This is a genomic window from Lewinella sp. (genome assembly GCF_050633125.1).
GTDB lineage: Bacteria > Bacteroidota > Bacteroidia > Chitinophagales > Saprospiraceae > Lewinella.
In genome coordinates, this window is record NZ_JBOEFX010000031.1 from 39,011 (window position 1) to 63,066 (window position 24,056).

Here is a 24,056-nt window from a genome sequence, read left to right on the forward strand (position 1 = left end):
ACCAGTCACTTACGATTTTTGCTTTAGCTTGACCACAAAAATTGTCAGAGAAGGTAATTATTCCGCTAAACGAGCCATTATTGCCAGTAGCTTTCGGCGAGCATCACCACCGCTACCTTGGTAATTATTCAACAAAACACTAAAAGCCAAGACCCTACCTGAGCGACTGGTCACATAACCGGAATAGGCCCTTACCTGCTCCAGCGAGCCACTTTTGGCACGCAACTTCCCTTCAGCTGCCGTGCCTTTGAGGCTGTTTTTCAGGCTACCCGAGCGCCCCGCCAAAGGAAGACTTTCCCAAAAAACTTGCTGAATATCCTCATCTTGATACATGGCACTCAGCAAGTCACAGAAAAATGCTGGCGGCAGCACATTCCTCGGTGCCATCCCTGAGCCATCATAAAGCAACACTCCGCCAAGATCAAGTCCACGGCTTTCCCAATACGTTTTGATGGCCTCCAAACCTGCCTCTGCACTACCCTCTCCGTTCGCCTTTTGGCCAATAGCGCGTAGCAGGGCTTCCGCGTATAAATTGACGCTTTCCATATTCGTACGATCCGCGATATGCTGTAAGCGTGGGCTTTTATGCGTGTACAGTACCTTGGGTTCCCCTAGCGCTGGCAAGGCATCCCCTAGGCTGCGAGCAGTCGCTGGTGGCCGTAAACACAAAATTCCTACAGACTCCAATGTGCGCTGCAATTGCTGAGCTGCAAATAAAGGAGGATCAGGTATAGCTCCTTTGATAGTAAACGAGCCACTTCCCACCGGAATAGTGCCCCGCAGGTGGCGCTGATAGGTATAAGGAGCACCGTATATATAGGCATTATCGCCCGACCCACGGCCTGCGCTTTTTACCTCATTGGCAAATTGCAACCCGGGAATATCAGGCGAAATATTTGCTATGGGAGGAACGGCACCAAGCTGACTCCGTTGCTGAAAACGCAGATAGTACAAATTATCGTGTAAATTAAGCCCAAAGGCCCCACAGCCATAGTAATTCCCCATATCCAACCATTGCCAGTGGCTACCATTTGCGGCTGAACTAAAAGCGCGTTCATCGGTAATCACCCGGCCGGTAATCTGCCGAATACCTGCTTGCTGTACCGCTAAACTGAAACGTTCCAGCAGCGCTTCCAGGCCAGGGGTTCCTTCCATATCTGGCGAACCCAGGCTGGGGTCACCACTGCCGACGAGGTACAAATTGCCGCTGAGTACCCCCTCGGCATCCACATATCCATCGTAGGCCAGTTGTGTTTCAAATTGGTAATCAGGGCCCAGTATCTTCAAGGCTGAGGCCGTCGTTAGTAACTTCAAATTAGACGCCGGAATAAGACTTCTTTCACTATCATGCCCTGCCAACAATTCTCCTGTTGTAGCATCCGCAACTGCAATGCCCACACTTGTGTGCGTAAAATAATCGTCGGCTACCCATTCATCAATACTTGCTTGCAGCGACGTTTGCGCAGCGAGGACAGTATTTACAAACAACCCCAGCAAAAAGAAAAACAGGATACGGCGATACATAAGTTCGGTATTCATTATCTAATCGGCAATTTCGACAAGCAATATCGTAATAATGGAGATGTCCTAAAAGCTTTTATAGCCAGAAGAAGAATGCATAAAAAAAGCTCACTGCCTTGGGAGTCGCTTATTCAGGAAAACAAGCATAAAGGCAGTGAGCATAAAACAGTAAACTGTTCTTTGGTATTTTAATGCATATTAAAAACTACTGCACCAGTATTCTTACTGTTTTTTGTGCAGCGCCACTTTTCAAACGGAGCAAATAAGCCCCCGCCGGCAAGTTGCTTAAATCCAGTTGCTGAACACCCCTACGAGCAGATAGACGCTCATTCCTCAACTGTTGTCCATGTACACTGAAGACCTCAACAAAGAGATCATTCGCAAGTTCACCAGTAAGAGAAATTTGTACAGGGCCAGTCGTTGGATTCGGCCAAACCTCAAGGCGTGTGCCCGCCAGTTCCAGTACCGCATTGCTCTCCATAACCGTGAAGATAAAGAATCCAGAGATTGATTCTCCACAATCATTGACCGCCGCAACTCGCCAATAGTATTGCCCCGGTGCTAAACCGGCGGTATAGCTTGTGCCGTTAACTGTTTCCGCTAAGACTACATCTGTGAAGGTATCATCCGTGGCAATTTCCAGCCGATAGCTATCTGCGCCATCTACTGCTGTCCAAGAAAAATCTACCGGATTATCTCCTGGCAGTTCCGCCGTATTTCCAGGTAGCAGTGGCACAGACAGCGCCGGTGCTGTTTCTACATTGATGGTCACCTGGCCAACATTACTGTAGCCTTCACCCGTAATGGTTACCGAAAGTACGTAAGTCCCTGGAGTTATCCCAAGGAAGTTATCCCATACGAGGCTCAACTCTCGAGTATCTGTAGAAAAACTGGAGCTAAAACCGTTAAAATCGGTAGCAGGCATAGCACTGATAGTCACGGCATGCTCATCTCCAAGACCTTCACCAAGAGTAAATACTGCCGTTGTTTGATCCGTCAAACAGCTGTTCAGCATAGGCTGGCTAGCACTAATGGAGATATCCGGGCTGGTGGTGAAACTAAAAATTGGGCTGGGAGTTCCCGCACCACAATCGTTATTACCTACGACTTGCCAATAGTAAGTGGTATTGTAGAGCAATACGCCGGGCTGAACCGTTGGATTAAGGGCTGGAAAGACCAGAATCGGGTTACTTAAATCAGCATTTGTGGATAAGGTCAACAGGTAGTCTGTTGCATCTACCAATGGTGTCCACTGTACCAGTGTCGCCAAGTTTATATCGGTGGCACCGTCGGCGGGAGTGTTCAACACAGGGGCCCCTGGGGTGCTCAGTATTTCGAGTCCAACTATAGTTGTTGCCACCTCTACACCATCGGTACCTTGCAATTCGATATTAAAGTTGCCACTGCTCGTAAGGTTGTTAAGGGTAACGTTTACAGTCCCTCCAGGCATCACAGGGTTCGTTTCAAAGTCAGCAGTTGCGCCTCCAGGCAAGTTACTTGCACTAAGCGTTACAGGGCCATCGAAACCTGAACCTACCGTAAGTTCAACCACTGCGAAACTGCCATTACAAGTACTTAGTTCATCCACTGAAGGAGTCAGTACAACATTCGCAGGGGCCAGTGTACAAATTTCCAGGTTCCACCCCAATAAGTCTCCACCGTCCGCATTCGCATTGTCAACGATGGTCAGTATCCAGAGGCCATTGGCTTCTTCTCCGGCAAAAGTACTGAAGGGTTCTGCTGGTTGAAAATCGCCCTCAATGGCTGTACCCTCAGTTTCACAGGTTCCTTGAAATTCTGCAGCCGTTGCTGTTGCGTCATCAGAAAAACTGGCAAATATCCCTTCTTGGTTACAACTAGGTCGATTGAATAAGTCGATAACCGTCCCGGAAGGTGAAGTTAGAGTCGCATTAAGGTCACCCATCCAAGTATGGTTACTACTAAGGTTGGTGAGGCTTACACTCTGGATTTCTCCCGTTTGATTGACCATCAAAGCAGAGGTAGTGACTGTACCAAGGGCTGGACCAATAGTAATTCCTTTCGTAGAAGCGGTACTAATCGCACAATTGACCGCTATTGTGGTGAATTGGAAAGCTTCTGACCACTCTCCTTCTCCACATAAATTGGCGTAACGTACGCGCCAGTAGTAATTCGTAAGAACGTCTAGTGTAGGGGTAAGAAAAGAGGCTTCGGTAAGGTTTGTTCCTGTGTCAATGATATTGGTAAAGTCTGGATCAGTAGCAATTTCTACATCGTAGTTCTCCGCCAGCGGCTCTGGCATCCAAGAAAGTAATAGATTCGGATACTGATCAATCGCCATATTTTCTGGAACAAGTAAAGTTGCCCCAACAGGCACACCATTGAAAACAGTAAGCATAATGTCTTCGCTAGTCTCACTCGTGCCATCGGTACCCTCTAAACTCACATTAAAATCACCGCCGGTCAGGTTGTTAAAAGTAACCGTGATAGTGCTACCAGGCATTGCGGGGTTCGTTTCAAAATCAGCTGTTGCTCCACTTGGCAGGTTAGTAGCGCTAAGTGTTACGGGGCCAGCGAAGCCGTTACCTAAAGTAAGCTCTATTACCACAGAATCATCACAGGTACTCAGTTCGTTTACAGAAGGAATCAAAACAACTTCAGAAGGTATCTCCGTACAAACTTCCAGGCTCCATCCTAGCAAAGCACCACCGTCTTGGTTCGCATAATCGGTAATTGTCAATGTCCATTCGCCGGTCGCTAATTCACCCGAAAAGGTGCTGAAAGGCTGAGCAGGCTGAAAATCGCCTTCAATGGCTATGGCTTCCTGGGAACAGGTATTTTCAAAATCATTCGACGTTGCCATAGCATCATCATAGAAACTGGCTAATATTCCTCCACGGTTACACCCAGGGCGATTAAACACGTTAATAACTGTTCCTGTTGGTGAAGTGAGGGTCGCATCAAGGTCACCCATCCAGGTATGATCGCTACTAAGATTAATTAAGCTTACATCGACAATGAAACCAGGCTGGTTAATGGTCACGGTAGAAGTGGTAACCGCCCCTGCATTAGGGCCAATCGTAATTCCTTTGGTCGAAGCAGAGGAAGAGGTACAATTCAGGTCAAATGTGGTAAACTGAAACGGCACTGACCATTCACCGGCACCACAAAGATTATTCGAACGAACCCGCCAATAGTAAACCGTTAGAATATCCAGGCTTGGGGTCTGAAATGTAGTCTCCTCCAGGTTCATCCCTGTACCAATGACATCTGAGAAAGCTGGATCTGTAGCAATTTCTACATCGTAACTATCTACCATTGCTTGCGCAGACCAGGAAAGCGTCAGGCCTGCAAACTGGTCAACGGCCATATCTGCCGGGCTCAACAACGTTGCAGGGTCAGGAGCTGCTGTCAAAATATTGAGGCTTAGTTCTTGATTACTCTCATTGGTGCCATCTGTACCATTAAGCGTAAAGCTGTAATTCCCTTCGGCAAGGTTCTCCGTACCCATAATTGTCATCTGGGTGCCTTCGCCTGGGTTTACAGTTGTTTGGTCAAATACAACCGTCAAACCTGTAGGGAGATTGACTAACGAAAGGGTCACCGGCCCCGAAAAGCCTTCATTGACGCTGATATCATAACTGGCAACGGATGGCGCACATAAGGTTTGCTGAACAGGGTCTGCACTTGCAAAAAAGCTACACTGCATTTGCGATCGTCCTGAAATTTGAAGTACACCGGTATTGTCTGGATCCAGCCAATCACGTAAGCGAGTGCTCGGGGTTCCCCCTCCTTCCCAGGAGAAAAACATCCAACCGTAGCTATCATAAGCATCATTATTACAGGAAGCATCGCCACCATGCAATTGGCCAATGACTTGTTTATTTGTATTAAAAATCGGTGAGCCGGAAGAACCGCCCTCTGTCGTACCGATATCCCAATCTTCGATAATCAGGTGGTTGCCCGCAGCATTAGGGGTATCTCCTGGATAAAACCCTGAATAAACGCCATCAAACTCAAAACTGATCCGCTTTTCGTCGGTACTAGGGTGATGGATGCCAATGATCGTATCCGTTGCAATTACTTCGCGAGCATCCCAACCTGCAAACCAGGCATTGGCTGTTTCTGAAACAGGATCATCCAATTCCACCAAAGTCATATCTGATGGGCCATAAGCTGCGCGAAAGATGGAACCTGAATTAAAATCTGCCAAAGAGCCGTTTCCTACTCCTCCGCTGGCTCCTGTTCCGGGTTGGCGACAAACACTGTTGATATAATTCCAGTAAACCACCAAACTTGGTGCATTGCCATTATTGACACCACAGTGGTTGGCCGTCATAAAAAAGGGCGTACAATCTTGGCTCGCATTATTGACAAGAAAACCCGTACAAAATGTGTTTCCATTAAAGCCCATAACAGCTACCGATTGGATAATATCACGGTACTGATCTACAATCCCCCAACCATCAGCAGCACCACAAACGACATCCAGGTTACAAGAACCAGAGAGTACACTGGAAGCAATATCACCAAAGCCCAAAAAGTCGTGGTTTACCGATTTCAAATGAAGGCGTAGTTCACTTTGGCGAGCTACTGGCAGGCTTACCTCGATGACCAGTTCATCGCCAGGAATAACCGGCGTCCATAATTCTTCGTGTTCTTCATTATCGGCTGGCGTGAAAGGCCCTTGTACGAGCGCACCATCCGGGGTATACAACATCAGCTGCCCGCCTTGAGGCATACGAAATTGGTCGAAACCAAAATTAATTGACTTAGCTCCTGGCGAAGGTACACGTAGCCGCCAGACAGCAGTGCCTTTATTGATTTCCCAAGTACCATGAGTATTTGGAGAAACGTCCACCTCCATGGTCTCGGCAAAGCGCGGTGCCACACCAGGGCCACGACGAACCTCTTCCGCTTGTAGTAATTCTTCGTTATCCAGTGCTGGTAGTTTTAATTGTTCTACCTGACTGAGTGGTGTTGTAGTTGCTGCTATATTCTGTGCGGCGAGGCCATTAAGCGTTAGGCATACCGTCATTAGCAACAAAAGCATTGTCGTAAGCTTTTGCATATCCCTGATGTTGTTTGATATTGTCAATATATTTTGAGCTATTCCCTATCACCCAAAATTAATGGAATTGTGCAGATACCCCCAATAACACTGAATGTTTTAGCACCGTTGCAACAAAGAAACTAGCCTGTTATTGTGGTGACACTTATTCGCTCACTCAATCAAAATGATTACCTGTCATTTTTGTACCTGAAGTCAATCGAAAATTTTCACTTTAAATATTCATACAAAAACTCGTGAAGCTCCCTCTCTGAACTGTCAGACCGGTATAAAATCTCGCCCGTAGCAGGTGCAATAAAAACATAGGTAGGGTACCTGTCCACCTCTAAATATCGAATCAGGGTATTGGTGTCGTCCAATTTTTCAACGGCGGAGATTCCTGGAATTTCTCGCTCGGCGATATAGGCCATGATTTCTGCGTCTGACTCGCGATGTTGTGCTGTTACGCTGATCATGTCCATCCCGTTTCGCTGTAATAGTGGATAAACACGCTGAAGTTTTGGAATTTCTGCTTGACAAGCACCACACCACTTTGCGCCAAAGTAGATCAGATAAGGAATCGTTCGGTCTATTCCGAGGCTATCCCAATTGATGCTGGTATTATCTGCTGCCACCCATTCTTGAAAAAAGGTACCAGCTTTGTAACCGTAAAGCGGCTCATCCTTAGCCAATTCTTCCACTTGAATTGTTTTTTGGCAATAATCAAAGGCTGAAAACTTGAATTTACGGCCACCTAAGACAAATACTTCGTGCTCTTTATAATAGTGATTTTCAGAACTAAGCAACTTAAAATCGCCTTCGCCACCAACTTTGATTTTCACCTCCGGCAAGAAAGGCCAGACCGTTACATCATAGCTAGCATCCTCTACTTGAAAGGAAGTGGTATACAACTGATACGGACTAAAATAGATGTTTCCTCCATCAAACTTGATCTTTACCGGAAGGTTAATAATAGCGGCGTCTTCCGCAAGACTTCCAAAAGGATAAAATTGTAATTCCAAAGGGTCAAGAAGAGGCAAACGATAAATATCGTATCGCTCAAAAACAGCATCTCCATCCTTATCCACTATAAGGTAATCATCGCCTGCGTGACGCAATTGTGCATAATAAACCGGGTGGCAAACCATCCCTTCCGCAATTTCACCACGCAAAAGGTTGTGAATTTCTAAGCTATGAATATTCGTAATACGTCCAGAAGAAAATGTATCCAGGTTGAATTCAAAATCCGTGATATCCAAATTGGACCTTGAACCAGAATAGGTTAGAGAGCCTTTGAATAGGAGTGTATCTTGTAAGGTTAATATCGTTTGACTATTGGCCACCAAAGAGGCGAATAGGAATATTCCAAAGCATATTCCGGCTTTTAATTGTAGAGAAAGCATAGCGGTCTGGACTTGTTTCAGAAGAAAATTTAGGTCTTACCTATACCAGATATAATGCATATTTTAGTTTTAGTAACACTCCTTCTGCAAAATACCGCCAAAAAAGAGCTGCCATACGCTGGCTTTATTGCCCTACAGAGTAGGGTCCTTAACACGATGAGGAGGTCACAAAAAATGTTCACCAGAAGGCTTTTCTAGCAAAAAAACAACTAAGATGATCGAAAAACAATCAAAATCAGATATAAAAAATCATAATAAACACCGCATTCAATTACAAGTTAATTAACTAATAACCAGGTGGATACAACTAAACAGTTGCTTTTACTAAAAAAATGAGGCACAACACTAATACAAAATACCATCTGGAATTTCGCTAATTACTCCCTTATCTTTGAGTTGTTATTAAGGATAAGGAAATCACATTCACATGAAAACAGGATCATAGCATCCTGAAAAATTACACGGTTTTTTTAGATTCTCCGTGAAGACGGAGTATCTGAGTTTTAGGGTACCAAAACCGAACACTTCCCCTTAGTGTTCGGTTTTTTTTATTCTGCCTTCTAATAGAACCCCAACTTCAAAAAAAAACCTCTGTACTTAGCTAAGTACGGAGGTTTTCCTTTTATCGCAAGTGGTTATTCTACACCTACAAACTATATCAATTTTAGACCTTCTATTTCTATTAAGCGGCTTTCAACCTACTCAATTTTGATCTACCCAACTTCTCATCTGCATAAGCTGCAGTAATTTCGAAAGTCGTGATTTCCTTCTGCCCTGGTAGCTCAAACATGGCATCGGTCATGATGGCTTCGCAAATAGACCGCAAGCCACGGGCACCAAGCTTAAATTCCAGTGCTTTTTCAGCAATCAGATGAATTGCATCTTCGGTGAAGGAGAGTTCAATACCTTCTAATTCGAACAATTTCTTATACTGACGTAGTAGGGAGTTTTTCGGTTCTGTTAGAATCCGAACCAAAGACTCCTGATCTAGTGGGTCGAGGTAAGTTAGTACCGGCAAACGGCCTAATAATTCGGGAATCAATCCAAAAGACTTTAAGTCTTGATGATTGACATAGCTCAACATATTTTCCCGATCTATCTTTTCTTTTGTCTCACCTCGGTAGCCAATTACCTGGGTATTTAAGCGACGGCTGATAACTTTTTCAATGCCATCAAAGGCTCCACCACATACAAAGAGAATATTACTGGTATTGATTTTCACCAGCTTCTGCTCAGGGTGCTTACGGCCTCCTTGCGGTGGAACATTCACATCGGTACCTTCCAGCATCTTCAACAAAGCCTGCTGAACGCCTTCTCCTGATACATCACGAGTGATACTAGGGTTGTCAGACTTGCGAGCAACCTTGTCTATCTCATCAATGTATACAATACCACGCTCTGCGGCAGAAACATCATAATCACACACCTGCAACAAGCGACTAAGAATACTTTCTACATCTTCGCCTACGTAGCCTGCTTCGGTAAATACCGTTGCATCAACAATAGCAAAAGGAACATTTAGCAAACGAGCAATCGTCTTTGCTAACAAGGTCTTACCTGTGCCAGTACGCCCCACGAAAACAATATTGCTTTTTTCAATTTCAACCTCATCTTCCGCTACGGGCTGGGCCAAGCGTTTGTAGTGATTGTATACCGCTACTGATAGTACTTTCTTAGCATCATCCTGGCCAATGATATATTCATCGAGGCGTTGCTTAATTTCCTGTGGTTTATAATTGATCTTACTGCTAAAAGCTGGCGCTTCACCTGGTTTGCCTTCCGTAGGGCCATTAGGGTTCGCACCGCCATATAGCTCTTCTTGAACAATCTCACCAGCCTGCTCTACACAAACTTCACAAATATGTCCTTCAATACCGGCGATCAGGATCATCGCTTCCGACTTATCCCGGCCACAAAAGGAGCAACGGTAATTTTGTTTGGTACGACGCATAACTATATTTTGATACTGTTCTTTTTACAAAAAAAGAACCCACATTAGGTAGTTCTATAAAGATACTCATAATGTGGGTTCTTGTCCAGCCTTTGGGGTTATTTCTCCTCTGCGGCTTCGCGTGAGCTGTTGCGGTCTAGTACTTCATCTACCAAGCCGTAAGCTTTGGCTTCACCGGCAACCATCCAGTTATCACGATCACAATCTTTCTCGATAGTATCGTAATCCTGTCCGGTATGGTGAGCAAGGATATCATAAAGCTCTTTCTGCATCTGCTTGATGAGCTTGTAGCTGATTTCCATGTCAGAAACCTGTCCCTGCATACCACCTAGTGGCTGGTGAATCATCACCCGGCTGTGTGCCAAACAAGTACGCTTACCTTTCGTACCAGCAGCAAGTAATACTGCCCCCATAGAAGCAGCCAAGCCAGTACAGATGGTGCCTACGTCTGGTGCTACGTACTGCATAGTATCGTAAATGCCCAAACCAGAAATTACCGAGCCACCAGGGCTATTGATGAACATCTGCACATCGCGCTTGGGGTCAGTAGACTCCAGGAAAAGCAACTGTGCCTGGATAACATTGGCGACGTAATCGTTTACAGGTACTCCCATAAAGATAATACGATCCATCATCAGGCGGCTAAATACGTCCAGACCTACGATATTCATCTGGCGTTCCTCAATAACATTAGGGGTAAACCCTTGAATATTAGGAGCCATAACCGGGCCTGACTTCTCAGCATATTTTTCCAGATGCATGCTACTCATACCCAAGTGTTGGGTAGCATACTTCATGAATTCATTCTTATGAAACATGTAGGTTAATTTTGATTACTTCATATTAACAACAAGCAGCCCGGGAGGTTGACTTGGCTTATTCTTCTTCTTCAAGAAGGAGGTTCTGCGCCTCATTTTCCGCCTGAATTTTTGCTACAATTTCTTGTAATTCTTCAGGAGTAATCACCTTGTCGGTCAAGGTGAATTCTTCTTGCAAGCGGATGCTGAGCTTATCGTTCATCAGTTCATCGAACTTCTCGCGAACGCTTTTCTCTTCGTTCATCATCCGATCAACCATGCCGCTAATCATCTCTTCGTTCAACCACTCGGGGCGCTGGCCACCGAAATAGCCCATGACTTGCTTGGCAAAGCTTTCTTTTACTTCCTCTGCGGTTACATCCAGTTCTAGCTGTTTGATCAGTTTCTCCCGAAGCAGGGTCCATTGTAGTCCTTTCAGGAAGCCATCGAAACCTGCTTCAACGTTTTCTTCCGTATTCTTTTCGTTAGAAGTTACCAACCAACGCTTGAGGAATGTTTCTGGAAATTCCAATGGGTTCTTTTCCATCAAAAGTTCCTGCACATTACGGAACAGCAATGCATTGGTCTGTCCCTCAAAATGCCCGCGATAATCTTCTTGAATTTTTGCGAGTGCTTCCTTTTCGTTGCTCACATCACCCTCACCAAAAGCTTGCTTGTAGAAATCTTCATCCAACGCTGCAAGCGTGTGGCGGCTGATCTTGTCGATCGTCAAAGAAAACGCCTCCGAAACTTCACGATCGTCATCTTCAGCTAAGCCCAGGAGGTACTTGCGTACATGGTCTACCGTAGTATTCGCTTCGAGGTTAAATACATCAAGCACCGCACTGTCGCCAATTTTCTTTCCAAGGAAAGCTTCTTTAGCATCATCGGTTATATTCTCAATGAAGAGGGTAAATTCCTTATCTATACCACCTTCTTTAGGCTTCTCCCCATCTAGTTCTACTGCCTTGAGGGTAATGATATCACGCTCAGCTACTGCGTCTTCTACTTCTTCAGACACGCCAAAACGACGGCGAAGGTTTAATAACTCTTCGTCTAGTTTATCAGCGGCAGGCTCTACAACAAGTTTCTCCAGCGTTTCCTCGTTACCAAGTCCCTGCAATTCAAATTGCGGAGCCAATCCAAGGTCAAACTTGAAAACGTAGTCATCAAGGTTTGACACGCTGAATTCAAACTCTTCTTGGTCTTTAGAAGGAATCGGTTGTCCTAAGAAATCGATTTCAGCCTCCTCGTCATAAAGAAACTTAGACATTTCCTCCTGCAACTCCTTATTGACAACTTCTGCCAGAATGCTGCGACCAAACATCTTCCGTACAACCGACATCGGGATATTTCCTTTGCGGAATCCCTTTAGCGAAGCCTGTTTGCGGTAACGCTTAAGCTCTTTCTGAAAATCAGCTAAATAATCTTCCTTTGCAACGGTCACCGTGAGGGCAACGTTCAAAGCATCGATATCCTCTCGTGCAATAGTAGCCATAGAATATTAGAAAAATATGTTTTGCAAAAATTTGATCGTTCGTTACTGACCAACAACTTAAATAGACCTACAGTTGTGTCAACGATCGTTATTCATTGTGCCCCGTACCTTTGATGAGTACCGGACAAAAAAAGGATGGCAGCGAACACTCACTCCATCCTTCTCGATATACCTTATATTAAAGAGCTGTAATTCTGCTCTCCTAAAAATGTGTGCGGGTGGAGGGACTTGAACCCACACGCCGTTAAGCACTAGATCCTAAATCTAGCATGTCTACCAATTTCATCACACCCGCAATAAATACCTAGTAAACTGATCTTTTCAGCTTACTGCTTTGTTAAAAAGCGACGCAAAAATAAGGTTTATTTTTTAATAAACTAGTCTAATGATAAAATAATGTAGAAGAATTGATAAAAATTTCTTCCTGAGCCGTCAAAAATACGCTATCCTACGAAATTTATATACTCAAACAGGTAGCCTTCCCTTCCTTTAAGCTCTCCAAATTCCCCACATACACCGCCTTAACCCCCTTGTCTATCGCCGCAAAGGCATTATCCAATTTGGGCAGCATGCCAGAATGTACGACTCCTTCTTTTTTTAACATCCCGTACTTGGTTGGATCAATGTGCTCAATCACACTTTCATCGTTATCCGCATCCATAAGTACGCCTGGTTTTTCAAAACAATACTGTAATTCGACTTCATAATCCGCCGCTAGTGCTACCGCAATGCTGGAGGCGATGGTATCGGCATTGGTATTCAACAATTGGCCTTGCTTATCATGGGTGATGGCACAACATACCGGAAAAAAACCACCTTCTAGAAGCTTCACAAAGCCTGCTGTATTAATGGCATCAATATCTCCCGCAAAGCCGTAGTCGATATCTTTGACGATGCGCTTGTGTGCTCGGATGAGGTTGCCATCAGCCCCGCTTACGCCCAGAGCGTTGCAGTTTTTAGTTTGTAGTTGAGCAACCAGTTTTTTATTGATTAAGCCAGCATACACCATCGTTACGACCTCCAGGGTCGCGGCATCCGTAAGACGGCGCCCATTTACCATTTTCGCTTCATGTCCCATCTTTTTGAGCAATTCACTGGCTTCTCGGCCACCTCCATGCACCAAAATAGCAGGGCTTTCAAAACTGGCAAAAAAGGAGAGCGCTTGGTCCAACGCATCAGGGTCGGCCAAAACATTGCCCCCCATTTTGAGAATACGTAACATGCTGGTTGCTTTTGCAACAAAGTTAATACCGTGCCCCGACAATCTCCAACAGCGTGTGGGATTCTTTGCCTACATAAATCTCCAGTTCTTTATTCAAAAGTCCGGTGGAGTAATACTTGGCCGGAGCGGTTAGTTTTTTGATGCCGTAGCGATTCGATTGCAAAATAAGGTAGGCCGTGCCAAATTCTTCTGCCATATCACGAATTCTAACCTTGATGCTTATCTTTTTACGGTTTGTGATATCTCTGCCAATTTTCATGTAACTAGGCAGAAAAACCGCCGCAGAAATGACACCATAAAACGTCAAACAAATCAAGAATACGATACCTAGAGAAGCCGTCCCTCCCGTGAAGATGGCCGCAATGATGAAACCAAAAAGGAAGAATCCAGCCACCATAAATAATTGCTTGACGATACTTTGGCGGGCATCATGAAGTGTAAAAATATCCTTTGAACTCATTTCCACAGGAGTGGAATCCGTTTGTTTGGTATTGGCGGAGGTGTTTTCTCTTGCCCCCTTACCTGTGGCAGTATGGGTTGTTGACTGATAAGCTGTCCTTGGTTCTTGCCTTGGGGTTTCCGTAACTGGAGTAGCAAAATTAGCTTGCGCGGAAGCCGTGGCGCCCTGATTACTAGCTGTGGTGGTAGCACGTTCAAACTGTTTGCCTTTTTCCAGATAGGCCGCTACTTCCGCAAACAAGGCCTCGTTTGTGGGTGTAACCGCAATCGTTTTTTGGTAATACGCTAAAGTATAGAGAAGTGGATAATTTTCTTTATTCACATTACGGCTCCTGATATCAGCCTCCCAGTCCAGCTTGGCAAATTTACCAAAGTAAACTTTCAACAGCTCGTTAAAAAGTGACTTCTGAACATGGTTTGGTAGATACTCCGGTGACATATTGTATAAAAATGCCTTTCCGAAAATCTTACGTTGAACTTCCTCCTCCTCATTCACGGAGGAATGCGCCACCCAGGAATAGATACAAAAACCGACCAGTCCCAAACATAACAACATGAGAACTGACTTCATCATCACATTTGACCCTCGCATACTAGAGGAAAGCATGAGCCCCCCAAACCCGAGCAGCCCAAAGTGGATTTTTGCGTAAGCATGTAAAACATCTATACCTCTAAGCGGAATATCTATACCCAGGTTATCACTGATTTTGTAGATACAGCCTGTAGGAAACAAAGGTAGGCCCAAAATAAAAAAGCGGGTTCTGAGGCTCTGCCCATCGTAACTATTTCTGCCAGGCATATTGATTACTCCAATTCTCATATTCTAAGTCTTTTGTTACGACTCTATTGTATAGAAATTTAAAAGGTAACCAAATGCCTCCCTAATAAACTACACCTCATTTCCTCCGATAAGCGTACCGCTCTAATCCATAGCCTGTCCACCCTCCAAGGGTATAACTTACGATATCACTCCATAAAAAGCCATACCCCAAAATCAATCCGCCTAGTCTATAGTTTCTAATATTATTAATCCAATCTGCCTGATACAACTGAAAAAATTCAATGAGGTAGCAAATAATGATACTAATCACCGCTACTTTAAAGGTCTCCGTTCGGGGCAAACAGCATCCTACCCCTAAAAAGACCATCAAGGCATACAAGTAATCCCCCAGGTAAGGATAGATCAAACGGGGAACTACACTCGTCCGAGACAACAAGCCCAGCGCAATAGTAGCCACAATTAATACCAGGTATAGTTTTCTACTTCTTTTCATTGCGCAACTTGATCAAGTTCCTGCCTTAGCTAATGTGCTTATGTGAGCCGTCACAGGTTGGCATTTTCTTCGACAATCCACAAACACAATCATGAAACCCTTTGCCGTCGAGGATTCTTTGGGCATACTTTTCAATCCTTGCTTCTTTGGTTTTAGATTGCTTGGGTGCAGAAAAATAGAGCAAGTATCCTTTTTGCCGTCCTGGTGTCAAAGCCTCGAAAGCAGTTTTCAAGGCTGAATTTTTATCAAAGCTATTTTGTAATTCCTCCGGAACAGCAAAGGCATCAACGGGCTTATACGCCACTTTCAAACCAGCTTCTTCTACCTCAGCCGCTTCATAGATGTAAGCTTTCAAAACGGGCTCCAGCTCCACTATTTCACGAACACTGGTGAACCGAACTACGCGTGCCGACTGCGTATTCTCTCCCGGCTTGGCCAAAATATTATTGGGATCTTTTAACAAGGCTCCTTTAAAAAAGCTAAGGTTACAACAGTCTTTTAAAGCACCTATAATAACAATATTACTTTCTTGAAACGTGTAACAGGGCCCCCTCCATTTCCACTCTTCCTGCAATTGACAATCAAGGATAATTCTTCTCAGCTCTTCCATTTCTGGCCGCCACTTTTTGGCTTTACCCAAGAAATCATCAACCTTTGAATTCATCTTTTATTCTTTTAGTAATACAAAATATAAGAACTTCAACCTCAATCCACTCTTCCCAACAACCGCTGCAACACCGCCTGCGCTGCATAAAGTCGATTACCCGCCTGCGGCAATACCAATGATTGCGAGCTATCCAATACGGCGTCACTCACCACTACATTCCTTCTCACTGGTAGGCAGTGCATAAAATAGCCATTATCCGTCATATCCATTTTCTCCTTCGTAACCTGCCAGTTTTCTGCTACAGGCTGTGGTTTTCCGTAAGGGCTTAGTGGTGACCAGTTTTTGGCGTAAACAAAGTCGGCACCGGCAAATGCTTCTTTTTGATTATAAACTACTGGCGTATCCTTAACGAATGCCGGATCAAGTTCATACCCCTTTGGGTGTGTTAGCACCAAGTCGACAGGGGCAGCTTGCATCCATTCCAAGAAAGAATTACTCACTGCTTGGGGCAACGCGCGCGGGTGAGGTGCCCAGGTCAGCACTACTTTTGGACGAATACGCTTTTTGTACTCCTCGATGGTTACCCAGTCAGCCAGGCTTTGCAGTGGGTGCCGAATAGCGGACTCAAGGCTCACAACAGGAACCGAAGCATACTTGATAAAAGCATTCATCACTTCGTCTGCATAATCTTTGTCTTTATCCTCCAAGCCAGGGAAAGAGCGAACCGCCAGGATATCAGCATATTGGCTCATCACCCCGGCAGCTTCACGAATGTGTTCGGCTGTACCTCCATTCATCACCGTTCCGTCGGCAAATTCCAGCTTCCAACCGTCTGCTACATTGAGGGTCATCACATTACAGCCCAGGTTTTTGGCCGCCAATTCAGTACTCAGACGAGTACGTAGACTAGGGTTAAAAAAAACCAAAATGACAGTCTTGTTTTGCCCCAGTGCTTTATTGGTGTAGGGCGTCTTTTTCAAAGCCAGCGCTTCAGCTACCAAACTAGCTGGATCATCAATATCGTAGACGGAAGTAAATTTCTTCATTGCCAATTACTTTTCGGAGTGAGTTCCAAAAATGCAGCTTTTGCACGAAAAAACCAGAAGACGAGAGAGAGGTTTTTTGTGGGGAGTTCCACTCGCTAAGGAACAGCACGAAAATAAAAACCGATTTTGTTTTCTACGCAATGATAAGGCTCGTGGGATACTCGTTTCACTCGCAGTAGTGTTTGCTGGGATGGGGCATCTTTTAGGAGAAAGAAAAGCCCACTTTAGTTAGACACCGTTGAATGTACACTCGCAAAACCGTGAGCACCAGCTCGAACACTAAAAAAGGCCATCCCACCGAAGCAGAATGACCTTTTCCCTTTCTTTAAACATATAACACTAAGCGCTTTCCAGGGCCGCAGCACCACCAACAATCTCGAGGATTTCGTTGGTGATCGACTCTTGACGTGCTTTATTGTAAGATATTTTCAGATCACGCAGTAAGTCATTAGCGTTTTCTGTAGCAGCATCCATGGCCGTCATCCGGGCACCATGCTCAGAAGCTTGGGTATCCAGGTTAAACTTATGGAACTGCGTTTGTAGAATACTTGGCACCAAATGGCTCAACAAACCTTCTTTGCTAGGCTCGAAGATGTAATCAGCGCGGTGGTTATTAGTAGCACCTTCCTCTGCTTCTACCTTCGGTACTGGTAGAAAAGGAACATGAACGGTATTTTGAACCGCTGCATTACGGAATTCCCCGTAAGCAACTTCCACCGCATCAAAGCGACCATTTTTAAAATTGTCCATCAGGTAACTAGCGACCTTTTTGGTATTTTCAAAACTCAGATCATCAAACAGGTTGACGTAATCGGAAATGATGTTGACTGAGTCAGCGTAACGCTTCTTGAAATACTCGTTGCCTTTCTTACCAACAAACAGCATCGTGAGGTTGCCACGTGCGTGAACATCAGCAAACTTACCCTCCATAGCGGCGAGTGCTGCTTTGATCACATTCGTGTTAAACGCTCCACAAAGACCACGGTTAGAAGTAACCACGACAATACAGGCACGTTCGACTGGACGCTCCTGGCCAAAAACAGTACCGGCATCTCCTTCCAAGTTAGAAAGGATATTGCGCAACATACTGTCCAGCTTGTTGGCATAAGGACGCATCTGAGTGATCGCATCCTGTGCACGCCGCAGCTTGGCTGCCGAAACCATTTTCATGGCTTTGGTGATCTGCTGAGTATTTTTGACCGAAACAATCCGGTCACGGACTTCTTTTAAATTAGCCATCGGGGGCAAACTTTATTATAAAGTATTCACAATTTGAAACAGGGCTTTTACCGCGCTGTTTACTTCTTGTACTGAGCGGTCAACTCCTTCGCCAAAGCTTCTACTTTAGCAAGATCGTCCTTCTCGTACTTACCAGCACGGAAGTTGTCCAGTACACCTTGCTCACGGCGTTCCATCTCAGCGAGGAAGAATTCTTCGAATTCTTTCACTTTCTCAACAGGAACATCACGCAACAAGCCTTTGGTACCTAGGTAAATGATAGCGACCTGCTTTTCTACCGTTTCCGGAGAATACTGAGGCTGCTTCAGGATTTCCACGTTACGCTTACCTTTTTCGATTACCGAAAGGGTAGCCGCATCGAGGTCAGAACCGAACTTGGCAAATGCTTCCAATTCGCGGTACTGTGCCTGATCCAGTTTCAAGGTACCAGATACTTTTTTCATTGACTTTACCTGTGCAGAACCACCTACCCGGCTTACCGAGATACCTACGTTGATCGCCGGACGAATACCTGCGTTGAACAGGTTAGACTCGAGGAAGATCTGACCGTCGGTAATCGAAATTACGTTGGTAGGAATATAAGCAGAAACGTCACCAGCCTGTGTTTCAATGATCGGCAAAGCCGTCAAAGAACCACCACCTTTAACGATACCTGCGTCTTTCAAGCTGTCAGGAAGGTCATTCATATTCTGTGCCAAGCCATCATCAGCGATTACCTTTGCGGCACGCTCCAACAGACGACTGTGCAGGTAGAATACATCACCAGGATATGCCTCGCGACCCGGAGGACGACGAAGTAGCAGCGATACCTCACGGTAAGCTACAGCCTGCTTAGACAAATCATCATAAATAATCAGTGCAGGACGACCGGTATCCCGGAAGAACTCACCGATAGACGCACCCGCAAATGGTGCGTAAAACTGCAATGGAGCAGGATCAGCAGCAGAAGAAGATACGATTACAGAGTAAGGCATTGCACCATTCTCTTCCAATACGCGAGCTACCTGTGCTACCGTTGAAGACTTCTGTCCACAAGCTACGTAGATACAGTAAACAGGCTCACCACGATCGTAGAATTCCTTCTGGTTCAGGATAGTATCAATAGCAATCGCCGTCTTACCAGTCTGGCGGTCACCAATGATCAATTCCCGCTGGCCACGACCGATAGGAATCATCGCATCGATGGCTTTGATACCTGTCTGTAGAGGTTCGTTTACCGGCTGACGGTAAATAACACCAGGAGCTTTACGCTCCAAAGGCATCTCATAAGTAGTGCCCGTGATTTCTCCTTTACCGTCGATAGGCTCACCCAATGGGTTCACTACGCGGCCAAGGTATCCTTCTCCTACGTTAATAGATGCAATACGGCCAGTACGATGAACACGTGAACCTTCACGAAGGCCATCACTAGGTCCCATCAATACTACACCAACATTGTCTTCTTCCAGGTTCAGTACGATGGCCTGAACGCCGGTTTCAAATTCAACGAGCTCACCCGCACGGGCATTCAACAAACCGTAAACGCGAGCGATACCGTCACCCACCTCTAATACGGTGCCGTATTCCTCCAGCTGAGTAGCACTGTCAAAGCCTGACAGTTGCTGCTTAAGGATTGCGGAGATTTCATCAGGTTTTACGTCAACCATGATTTATAATTATTTTAAGAATAATAATTTACTAATTAAGCAAGTAAGCTGCGCTTCACTTCTTCCAGCTTCTGCGCGACACTGGCATCGTAGATTTTGTCATCTAATTCGAGGACAAGTCCACCGATCAATTCAGGGTTTACAGCCGTTTCAATTTCTACAGACTTGGCGGTTGCATCACTTGCAGTGAGCTTAGCTTTTAGTGCCTCTAAAGCGGCAGCACTCATTGGCTGAGCAGTGGTCACCTTTACGGTAGAAATATGCTTGATCTTCTTGTACTGAGCGATAAACTCTTCGGCAACTTCTGGTAAGTAAGGTTCGCGACCTTTATTTACCAGGATGCGCAGAAAAGCCATGGTCGTTTCATCGTACTTATCGAGAAACAAGGCATCGAGGATCGAAAGCTTCTTGCGAGCATTGACGATAGGGCTCTTCAACAGCAGGTAAAAGTCCCGGTTCTTGCTCGCGGTCTGAAAAGACTTCACGTCCTCCAGTACCCGGTCGAGCTTGTTTTGCTCCCGAGCCAAGTCCAACAAGGATTTAGCGTAGCGTCCTGCGATTCTTTGTACTGACATGCGCCTGTTGTTATTATATTACACGCCGTGTGGCGTCTAAATCTTATACGCCATTAAGGCGTATGATCAATTAAGCTTGATATCGTCTACCAAAGTATTGACGAACTGCTCCTGCTCTTTATCGCCGGCCAGTTGCTTGCGCAATACTTTTTCTGCAATATCAATCGCCATAGCACCTACTTCTTTCTTAAGTTCGGCCATAGCAACCTTACGCTGGTTCTCGATTTCCTGCTGGGCGTTGGTAACGATCTTCTTCGCTTCTTCGCGCGCCTGATCCTTCGCCTCTTTTACGATCTGATCCTTCGTTTCTTTGGCTTCTTTCAGCATCCGGGCACGCTCTTCACGAGCTTCTGCCAGGAGCTTTTGGTTTTCGGCCTGAACGTTAGACATTTCTTCACGAGCATTCTTGGCTTCGTCCAATGCTTCCTGAATGTCGTTGTCACGCTTTTTCAAAGCGTTCTGGATAGGCTTGAATGCCATCCGTCCTAGTACCGTCCACAGTACAATAAAGATGATAGACGTCCAGAAGATCAAACCTGGATCTGGCTTGATAACAGAAAAATCAGCTAACAGAAAAATATTCATTGTCTATATATTTTGCTTTTGCTTTACGCAAAAAGAAAATGGCAATTCTTTTTAAAGATCAACCGTGGCCGCAGCCAACCGCTACGGCCACTGGTTGGTTCTTTGATCGTTCGCTAAAATTAGCCAGCCAAAAGGCCAACTACGATAGCAAACAGTGCTGCACCCTCTACAAGGGCAGCAGTAACGATCATGTTGTTACGAATATCACCAACAGCTTCTGGCTGACGTGCGATAGCGTCCATTGCGTGGCTACCAATCAAACCTACACCGATTCCGGCTCCCAATGCGGCAATACCTGCTCCAATTGCACCCATGATAAAGTGAATTTTATGATTAAAAATATGTTGAAGTAAAGCCACAATACAAGATTATGACTTCACAAACTAAAATCTAATTAATGTGCGTGTTCGTGGTCGTGGTGTTCGTGCTCTTCTACTGCAGCTCCGATGTAAGAGGCCGTCAGAATAGCGAAGATAAACGCCTGCAAGAACGCTACCAACAACTCGATCAAGTTCATAAAGGCAGTAAACAAGCCACCGATGAACGCGCCTGTTGCTGCACCACCTACACTGTTTCCATTATCACCAAACAAGAAAATCAATCCGATCAAACTCAGGATGATAATGTGACCTGCTGAGATGTTAGCAAACAAACGAATCATCAACGAAAACGGCTTGATGAAAAGGCCTAAAACCTCTACGATGGTCAAAATTGGCTTTACGAAAGTCGGTACACCCGGCATCCATACCACGTGTTCCCAGTAATGTCCGTTACCATGAATGTTGGTAATAATAAAGGCCAATACCGCCAATACCAGTGTTACAGCCAAATTACCTGTTACGTTGGCACCACCGGGAAAGAAAGGAACTAGCCCTAGGAGGTTACAAAACAGGATAAAGAAGAACAAGGTCATGATGAATGGCTGAAAGCGCTCGTACTTGTTTTCTCCAATCATTGGCTTCGTCACCTCATCACGAATAAAGGTGAAGAACGGCTCGAAGAACGACTGGATACCAGAAGGTGCTTTACCTTCATTTTTCTTGTAACCTTTGGCTACTGCTCCCCAAATGAAGATCAATAACAAAGAAGCCAAGATCATGGTAAACACATTCTTGGTGATTGAAAAATCGTAGAAAGAAGTAATACCTCCGCCCAAGATGCCACCATCTAAGGTAGAAGGCTTATCCAATTTCCAAAGCTCACCTTTAGCACATGCGTAATAAACGTCCTTTTCTTTGGTCTTTCCTTTTGCGTCGGTAGAGGTTTCTACTTTATGTAGAATACCGTCGAGGTGTACTTCGCCCATAGGAAAGTTGTCGTCAGCAATACGATTTGCGCGACCATGGTTCAAAACATAACGATCAACAGCTGATTCCCCATGATGGAACATGCTACTTGTACCAGTTGTCCAGCCATGCTCAGGCGCGTACAAGAATACAGGAAGTGGAATGTGGATACCTTTCCAGATATGGAACTCATTGGCATCAGCAATGTGATTCATTACAGTAGATACCGGATCGTACTCGCCATCCTCGGCATGATCGCCACAACCGCCGTGCTCACCCTCGGAGGCATGGGACTGCTCATGGCTATCGTGGTCGTGATCGTGGTCATGACCATGATCATCGTGCTGAGCAAAAACGGGTCCGGACAACAGTGCCAGAACCACTACGAAAAGATAAGATGAGAAACGGGAAGATACTTTCACGCTACGTCGCTTTTTGGTCGTTTGTTAAAACCTGCGCAAAAGTAGATACTTTAACCCGTTTAAAAAAACTCCCTTTATCTTTTTTTAACACAAAGTAACACAGAGGAAATACTGATAAACAGTAAGTTAGCAAGTAATATGGCATTTTTACTACTGCTACGTTAGCCAGATGAAGCACAGTGCCATCATTTGTTTGTCGAAAAAACTTTTGCACAGAATATATTTTGGCAAGCTTCTTTTGATTCCCCCTGCTTTTCTTGCTAAATATTCTTTCATCAACTAGTTGCCATACGTACACTTTTATTTTACCTTACCCTCAATCCTTCAAAAGGAGCTGTACATATAGAGCTTGGTAAGGACAACTTAAATTTGCAGCAATGCAAAAAACAGAAAAAACGGGCTTAGTACTCTCTGGTGGTGCAATCAGAGGAATTGCCCACCTAGGCGTTCTCAAATTTCTCCAGGAAGCAGAAATAGAGCCAGACATCATCGCTGGAGCTAGCGCCGGTGCTTTGGTAGGTGCTTTTTATGCGGCAGGGTATACCGCTGAGGAGTCCCTTGCTTTTTTTCTTAAAAACAAACCGATCACCTGGCGCAATTACGCCCGTCGGAAACCTGGCATTCTGGTTTTTGACCGCTTCGCCCAAAGCCTGGCCGAACAATTTCCTATTGATCAATTTTCGGCACTAAAGAAACCACTCTTTATTACGCGTACAAACCTGGAGACAGGCAATGGAGAAATTGTTAATGAAGGGCCATTGATTAAAAACTTACTGGCTTCTGCAGCTTTCCCGCTGTTGTTTGCCCCCATTGAAATCAATGGCGTATTGTATTCCGACGGAGGGATCACTAATAATTTCCCCATTGAACCTTTACTGCCGCTTTGTAAAAAAACATTGGGCATCTATGTCAACCCACTCCCGCAGAAGACAGCTGCCAAATTAAAAACTGCCTTTACCGTTGCAGAGAGGGCCTTTCAAATCAGTGTCACCCAGACCTCTCTCCCCAAATTCCGGGAATGCAATATCGTCATCATTCCAAAAAGACTGGAAGAATACAGCTTGATCAACACCCGGCGAATTAAAGAAATTTTCCAGATTGGATACCAAGCCGCTTTTCAGGAGCGCAGTGCGCTCGAGAAGTTATTCACCAAGTAAATCGCTCTGAAATAATAACTTAGCGCTTATTCCTAATGCGTGTCAAGCTCTCAATGCCCCAACATGAATTCAGTCAAGAATTGCGCTTCCCCCTATTCCCTGCCGCTATAAACTACCGGAATTCATAGATATCAGACTTTACAGAAACTAGGTATATACAACCTAAACGGAATAAATATTTTTGCCATATATAAGGAGCCTTTCTCTATAGCCTATCTATCTTTTTTGCCTAAAAGAACAACGTAAAAATGCCATAGTATCCCTATGGGGTAAGTTCATCTGTCGTTTTCAATAAACGGAGAGGTGGCCAAACTTATCTTTTCGCAACACCCAACATTA

The 24,056-nt window shown here is 45.0% G+C and carries 18 protein-coding genes and 1 tRNA gene; 1 reads left to right on the plus strand and 18 read right to left on the minus strand.

Annotation, left to right across the window (positions count from 1 at the left end; translation table 11 throughout):
* Positions 1-57 precede the first annotated feature (57 nt).
* The 18 genes from dacB to atpB form a co-directional block, all read right to left on the minus strand.
* A complete protein-coding gene (gene dacB / locus ACRBG0_RS08735) occupies positions 58-1,539 on the minus strand; it encodes a D-alanyl-D-alanine carboxypeptidase/D-alanyl-D-alanine endopeptidase (RefSeq protein ID WP_431486519.1) in 1,482 nt (493 codons plus the stop codon).
* A gap of 187 nt (positions 1,540-1,726) precedes the next feature.
* Positions 1,727-6,571 carry a proprotein convertase P-domain-containing protein gene (locus tag ACRBG0_RS08740; protein ID WP_431486520.1) on the minus strand — a complete coding sequence of 1,615 codons (4,845 nt, stop codon included), beginning with the start codon at positions 6,569-6,571 and terminating at the stop codon, positions 1,727-1,729.
* Between the two features lie 209 nt (positions 6,572-6,780).
* The gene (locus ACRBG0_RS08745) at positions 6,781-7,953 is read right to left on the minus strand and encodes a TlpA family protein disulfide reductase (protein WP_431486521.1); all 1,173 of its coding nucleotides are present in this window, start codon (positions 7,951-7,953) and stop codon (positions 6,781-6,783) included.
* Between the two features lie 682 nt (positions 7,954-8,635).
* Positions 8,636-9,904 carry an ATP-dependent Clp protease ATP-binding subunit ClpX gene (gene clpX / locus ACRBG0_RS08750; protein WP_431486522.1) on the minus strand — a complete coding sequence of 423 codons (1,269 nt, stop codon included), beginning with the start codon at positions 9,902-9,904 and terminating at the stop codon, positions 8,636-8,638.
* Between the two features lie 98 nt (positions 9,905-10,002).
* A complete protein-coding gene (locus ACRBG0_RS08755; RefSeq protein ID WP_020538457.1) occupies positions 10,003-10,722 on the minus strand; it encodes a ClpP family protease in 720 nt (239 codons plus the stop codon).
* Between the two features lie 58 nt (positions 10,723-10,780).
* Entirely contained in the window at positions 10,781-12,199 is a 1,419-nt protein-coding gene (tig, locus tag ACRBG0_RS08760; protein ID WP_431486523.1) for a trigger factor, read from the minus strand.
* Between the two features lie 213 nt (positions 12,200-12,412).
* Positions 12,413-12,494: transfer RNA gene (locus ACRBG0_RS08765), tRNA-Leu, on the minus strand.
* 162 nt (positions 12,495-12,656) lie between these two features.
* The gene (argB, locus tag ACRBG0_RS08770) at positions 12,657-13,421 is read right to left on the minus strand and encodes an acetylglutamate kinase (protein ID WP_431486524.1); all 765 of its coding nucleotides are present in this window, start codon (positions 13,419-13,421) and stop codon (positions 12,657-12,659) included.
* A 22-nt stretch (positions 13,422-13,443) separates the two neighbouring features.
* Entirely contained in the window at positions 13,444-14,700 is a 1,257-nt protein-coding gene (locus ACRBG0_RS08775; RefSeq protein ID WP_431486525.1) for a hypothetical protein, read from the minus strand.
* Between the two features lie 76 nt (positions 14,701-14,776).
* Positions 14,777-15,154: a DUF2809 domain-containing protein gene (locus tag ACRBG0_RS08780; protein ID WP_431486526.1), complete on the minus strand. Its 378-nt coding sequence runs from the start codon at positions 15,152-15,154 to the stop codon at positions 14,777-14,779.
* 25 nt (positions 15,155-15,179) lie between these two features.
* The gene (locus ACRBG0_RS08785; protein ID WP_431486527.1) at positions 15,180-15,818 is read right to left on the minus strand and encodes a DUF1801 domain-containing protein; all 639 of its coding nucleotides are present in this window, start codon (positions 15,816-15,818) and stop codon (positions 15,180-15,182) included.
* Positions 15,819-15,859: 41 nt separating this feature from the next.
* Complete coding sequence (locus ACRBG0_RS08790; protein WP_431486528.1) at positions 15,860-16,807, minus strand: N-acetylornithine carbamoyltransferase; 948 nt, start codon at positions 16,805-16,807, stop codon at positions 15,860-15,862.
* A gap of 339 nt (positions 16,808-17,146) precedes the next feature.
* Positions 17,147-18,046, minus strand: coding sequence for an ATP synthase F1 subunit gamma (gene atpG, locus ACRBG0_RS08795; protein WP_431486529.1), 900 nt, complete (start codon positions 18,044-18,046; stop codon positions 17,147-17,149).
* A 59-nt stretch (positions 18,047-18,105) separates the two neighbouring features.
* Entirely contained in the window at positions 18,106-19,692 is a 1,587-nt protein-coding gene (gene atpA, locus ACRBG0_RS08800) for a F0F1 ATP synthase subunit alpha (protein ID WP_431486530.1), read from the minus strand.
* Between the two features lie 35 nt (positions 19,693-19,727).
* On the minus strand, positions 19,728-20,267 hold the full coding sequence (gene atpH / locus ACRBG0_RS08805) for an ATP synthase F1 subunit delta (RefSeq protein ID WP_431486531.1): 540 nt from the start codon (positions 20,265-20,267) through the stop codon (positions 19,728-19,730).
* Positions 20,268-20,333: 66 nt separating this feature from the next.
* Entirely contained in the window at positions 20,334-20,852 is a 519-nt protein-coding gene (atpF, locus tag ACRBG0_RS08810; RefSeq protein WP_431486532.1) for a F0F1 ATP synthase subunit B, read from the minus strand.
* A 119-nt stretch (positions 20,853-20,971) separates the two neighbouring features.
* A complete protein-coding gene (gene atpE, locus ACRBG0_RS08815) occupies positions 20,972-21,166 on the minus strand; it encodes an ATP synthase F0 subunit C (RefSeq protein ID WP_020538440.1) in 195 nt (64 codons plus the stop codon).
* A gap of 80 nt (positions 21,167-21,246) precedes the next feature.
* The gene (atpB, locus tag ACRBG0_RS08820) at positions 21,247-22,560 is read right to left on the minus strand and encodes a F0F1 ATP synthase subunit A (protein ID WP_431486533.1); all 1,314 of its coding nucleotides are present in this window, start codon (positions 22,558-22,560) and stop codon (positions 21,247-21,249) included.
* Positions 22,561-22,937: 377 nt separating this feature from the next.
* On the opposite strand from atpB, the gene ACRBG0_RS08825 reads away from it, so the two are divergent.
* Positions 22,938-23,717 carry a patatin-like phospholipase family protein gene (locus ACRBG0_RS08825; protein ID WP_431486534.1) on the plus strand — a complete coding sequence of 260 codons (780 nt, stop codon included), beginning with the start codon at positions 22,938-22,940 and terminating at the stop codon, positions 23,715-23,717.
* Positions 23,718-24,056 lie beyond the last annotated feature (339 nt).